Raw genomic sequence first — 4,225 nt, 5'->3', positions numbered from 1 at the left:
CGCGTGCTATGAAGCTGTCTTTCCACTAAGCATATAAGCTAGTGATGATGATCAGCACTTTGAAAAGAAAGTGCGGGTGAAGGGACTCGAACCCCCACGTCGTAAGACACTAGATCCTAAGTCTAGCGCGTCTGCCAATTCCGCCACACCCGCGTGACAAGTGGTGAGCCATGAAGGACTCGAACCTTCGACCCTCTGATTAAAAGTCAGATGCTCTACCAACTGAGCTAATGGCTCTTATTACAAGAGACTCATATAGTATAACATATAAAGGTGGTGCCGGCAAGAGGACTTGAACCCCCAACCTACTGATTACAAGTCAGTTGCTCTACCAATTGAGCTACACCGGCAAGTGGTGGAGGGACGGGATCGAACCGCCGACCCTCTGCTTGTAAGGCAGATGCTCTCCCAGCTGAGCTAATCCTCCATATATTACACTTACGTGTAATGGCTTGGCGGCGTCCTACTCTCACAGGGGGAAACCCCCAACTACCATCGGCGCTGAAGAGCTTAACTTCCGTGTTCGGCATGGGAACGGGTGTGACCTCTTCGCTATCGCCACCAAACCATTGAGAGTGTTCTCTCAAAACTAGATAACAGTAAGCATACATTCAAATTGGTTAAGTCCTCGATCGATTAGTATCTGTCAGCTCCATGTGTCGCCACACTTCCACCTCAGACCTATCAACCTGATCATCTTTCAGGGATCTTACTTCCTTGCGGAATGGGAAATCTCATCTTGAGGGGGGCTTCATGCTTAGATGCTTTCAGCACTTATCCCGTCCGCACATAGCTACCCAGCGATGCCCTTGGCAGAACAACTGGTACACCAGCGGTGCGTCCATCCCGGTCCTCTCGTACTAAGGACAGCTCCTCTCAAATTTCCTGCGCCCGCGACGGATAGGGACCGAACTGTCTCACGACGTTCTGAACCCAGCTCGCGTACCGCTTTAATGGGCGAACAGCCCAACCCTTGGGACCGACTACAGCCCCAGGATGCGATGAGCCGACATCGAGGTGCCAAACCTCCCCGTCGATGTGGACTCTTGGGGGAGATAAGCCTGTTATCCCCGGGGTAGCTTTTATCCGTTGAGCGATGGCCCTTCCATGCGGAACCACCGGATCACTAAGCCCGACTTTCGTCCCTGCTCGACTTGTAGGTCTCGCAGTCAAGCTCCCTTGTGCCTTTACACTCTGCGAATGATTTCCAACCATTCTGAGGGAACCTTTGGGCGCCTCCGTTACTTTTTAGGAGGCGACCGCCCCAGTCAAACTGCCCACCTGACACTGTCTCCCTGCCCGATAAGGGCAGCGGGTTAGAAGGTCAATACAGCCAGGGTAGTATCCCACCGATGCCTCCACCGAAGCTGGCGCTCCGGTTTCCAAGGCTCCTACCTATCCTGTACAAGCTGTACCAACATTCAATATCAGGCTGCAGTAAAGCTCCACGGGGTCTTTCCGTCCTGTCGCGGGTAACCTGCATCTTCACAGGTACTATAATTTCACCGAGTCTCTCGTTGAGACAGTGCCCAGATCGTTACGCCTTTCGTGCGGGTCGGAACTTACCCGACAAGGAATTTCGCTACCTTAGGACCGTTATAGTTACGGCCGCCGTTTACTGGGGCTTCAATTCGCACCTTCGCTTACGCTAAGCGCTCCTCTTAACCTTCCAGCACCGGGCAGGCGTCAGCCCCTATACTTCGCCTTACGGCTTCGCAGAGACCTGTGTTTTTGCTAAACAGTCGCCTGGGCCTATTCACTGCGGCTCTCTCGGGCTTGCACCCTAACAGAGCACCCCTTCTCCCGAAGTTACGGGGTCATTTTGCCGAGTTCCTTAACGAGAGTTCTCTCGATCACCTTAGGATTCTCTCCTCGCCTACCTGTGTCGGTTTGCGGTACGGGCACCTCTCACCTCGCTAGAGGCTTTTCTTGGCAGTGTGGAATCAGGAACTTCGCTACTATAATTCGCTCGCCATCACAGCTCAGCCTTCACGGGAAACGGATTTGCCTATTTCCCAGCCTAACTGCTTGGACGCGGATATCCAATACCGCGCTTACCCTATCCTCCTGCGTCCCCCCATTGCTCAAATGGTGAGGAGGTGGTACAGGAATATCAACCTGTTGTCCATCGCCTACGCCTTTCGGCCTCGGCTTAGGTCCCGACTAACCCTGAGCGGACGAGCCTTCCTCAGGAAACCTTAGGCATTCGGTGGAGGGGATTCTCACCCCTCTTTCGCTACTCATACCGGCATTCTCACTTCTAAGCGCTCCACCAGTCCTTCCGGTCTTGCTTCACAGCCCTTAGAACGCTCTCCTACCACTGTTCGAAGAACAGTCCGCAGCTTCGGTGATACGTTTAGCCCCGGTACATTTTCGGCGCAGAGTCACTCGACCAGTGAGCTATTACGCACTCTTTAAATGGTGGCTGCTTCTAAGCCAACATCCTGGTTGTCTAAGCAACTCCACATCCTTTTCCACTTAACGTATACTTTGGGACCTTAGCTGGCGGTCTGGGCTGTTTCCCTTTCGACTACGGATCTTATCACTCGCAGTCTGACTCCCAAGGATAAGTCATCGGCATTCGGAGTTTGACTGAATTCGGTAACCCGGTAGGGGCCCCTAGTCCAATCAGTGCTCTACCTCCGAGACTCTTACCTTGAGGCTAGCCCTAAAGCTATTTCGGAGAGAACCAGCTATCTCCAGGTTCGATTGGCATTTCACCCCTACCCACACCTCATCCCCGCACTTTTCAACGTGCGTGGGTTCGGGCCTCCATTCAGTGTTACCTGAACTTCACCCTGGACATGGGTAGATCACCTGGTTTCGGGTCTACGACCACGTACTCAATTCGCCCTATTCAGACTCGCTTTCGCTGCGGCTCCGCATCTTCTGCTTAACCTTGCACGGGATCGTAACTCGCCGGTTCATTCTACAAAAGGCACGCCATCACCCGTTAACGGGCTCTGACTACTTGTAGGCACACGGTTTCAGGATCTCTTTCACTCCCCTTCCGGGGTGCTTTTCACCTTTCCCTCACGGTACTGGTTCACTATCGGTCACTAGGGAGTATTTAGCCTTGGGAGATGGTCCTCCCGGATTCCGACGGAATTTCACGTGTTCCGCCGTACTCAGGATCCACTCAGGAGAGAACGAAGTTTTGACTACAGGGCTGTTACCTTCTTTGACGGACCTTTCCAGGTCGCTTCATTTACCTCGTTCCTTTGTAACTCCGTATAGAGTGTCCTACAACCCCAAGAGGCAAGCCTCTTGGTTTGGGCTAGTCCCGTTTCGCTCGCCGCTACTCAGGGAATCGATTTTTCTTTCTCTTCCTCCAGGTACTTAGATGTTTCAGTTCCCTGGGTCTGCCTTCTCATATCCTATGTATTCAGATAAGGATACTACTCCATTACGAGTAGTGGGTTCCCCCATTCGGAAATCTCCGGATCAAAGCTCACTTACAGCTCCCCGAAGCATATCGGTGTTAGTCCCGTCCTTCATCGGCTCCTAGTGCCAAGGCATCCACCGTGCGCCCTTTCTAACTTAACCGTTAAAAAGAATCACTACGTGATATCTTGCATTACTAATTGAATGTGAATTACTTCTGTTATCTAGTTTTCAAAGAACAACATCTCGAAGAATCAAATGATCCTTCAAAACTAAACAAGACAGGGAACGTTCTGTTTATAAGACCCAAGGTCTTATATTCCGTTAAAATCCTTAGAAAGGAGGTGATCCAGCCGCACCTTCCGATACGGCTACCTTGTTACGACTTCACCCCAATCATCTGTCCCACCTTCGGCGGCTGGCTCCTAAAAGGTTACCTCACCGACTTCGGGTGTTACAAACTCTCGTGGTGTGACGGGCGGTGTGTACAAGGCCCGGGAACGTATTCACCGCGGCATGCTGATCCGCGATTACTAGCGATTCCAGCTTCACGCAGTCGAGTTGCAGACTGCGATCCGAACTGAGAACAGATTTGTGGGATTGGCTTAACCTCGCGGTTTCGCTGCCCTTTGTTCTGTCCATTGTAGCACGTGTGTAGCCCAGGTCATAAGGGGCATGATGATTTGACGTCATCCCCACCTTCCTCCGGTTTGTCACCGGCAGTCACCTTAGAGTGCCCAACTGAATGCTGGCAACTAAGATCAAGGGTTGCGCTCGTTGCGGGACTTAACCCAACATCTCACGACACGAGCTGACGACAACCATGCACCACCTGTCTCCT

General features: G+C 52.2%; 4 tRNA genes and 3 rRNA genes. All 7 read right to left on the bottom strand.

Annotation, left to right across the window (positions count from 1 at the left end):
• Positions 1–71 precede the first annotated feature (71 nt).
• Positions 72–153: transfer RNA gene (locus tag ACFVVF_RS29150), tRNA-Leu, on the bottom strand.
• Positions 154–161: 8 nt separating this feature from the next.
• A tRNA-Lys gene (locus ACFVVF_RS29145) sits at positions 162–237 on the bottom strand.
• A 37-nt stretch (positions 238–274) separates the two neighbouring features.
• Positions 275–350 (bottom strand) — tRNA-Thr (locus ACFVVF_RS29140).
• A 3-nt stretch (positions 351–353) separates the two neighbouring features.
• Positions 354–427 (bottom strand) — tRNA-Val (locus ACFVVF_RS29135).
• 23 nt (positions 428–450) lie between these two features.
• Positions 451–566, bottom strand: a 5S ribosomal RNA gene (gene rrf, locus ACFVVF_RS29130).
• A gap of 50 nt (positions 567–616) precedes the next feature.
• A 23S ribosomal RNA gene (locus ACFVVF_RS29125) occupies positions 617–3,546 on the bottom strand.
• A gap of 175 nt (positions 3,547–3,721) precedes the next feature.
• Positions 3,722–4,225 (bottom strand): 16S ribosomal RNA (locus ACFVVF_RS29120); the annotation flags it as partial.

The sequence above is a fragment of the Paenibacillus sp. NPDC058174 genome, from assembly GCF_042883865.1.
Lineage (GTDB): Bacteria > Bacillota > Bacilli > Paenibacillales > Paenibacillaceae > Pristimantibacillus.
The sequence above is the reverse complement of the archived record's forward strand: the minus strand, read 5'-3'. Positions and strand labels throughout refer to the sequence as shown.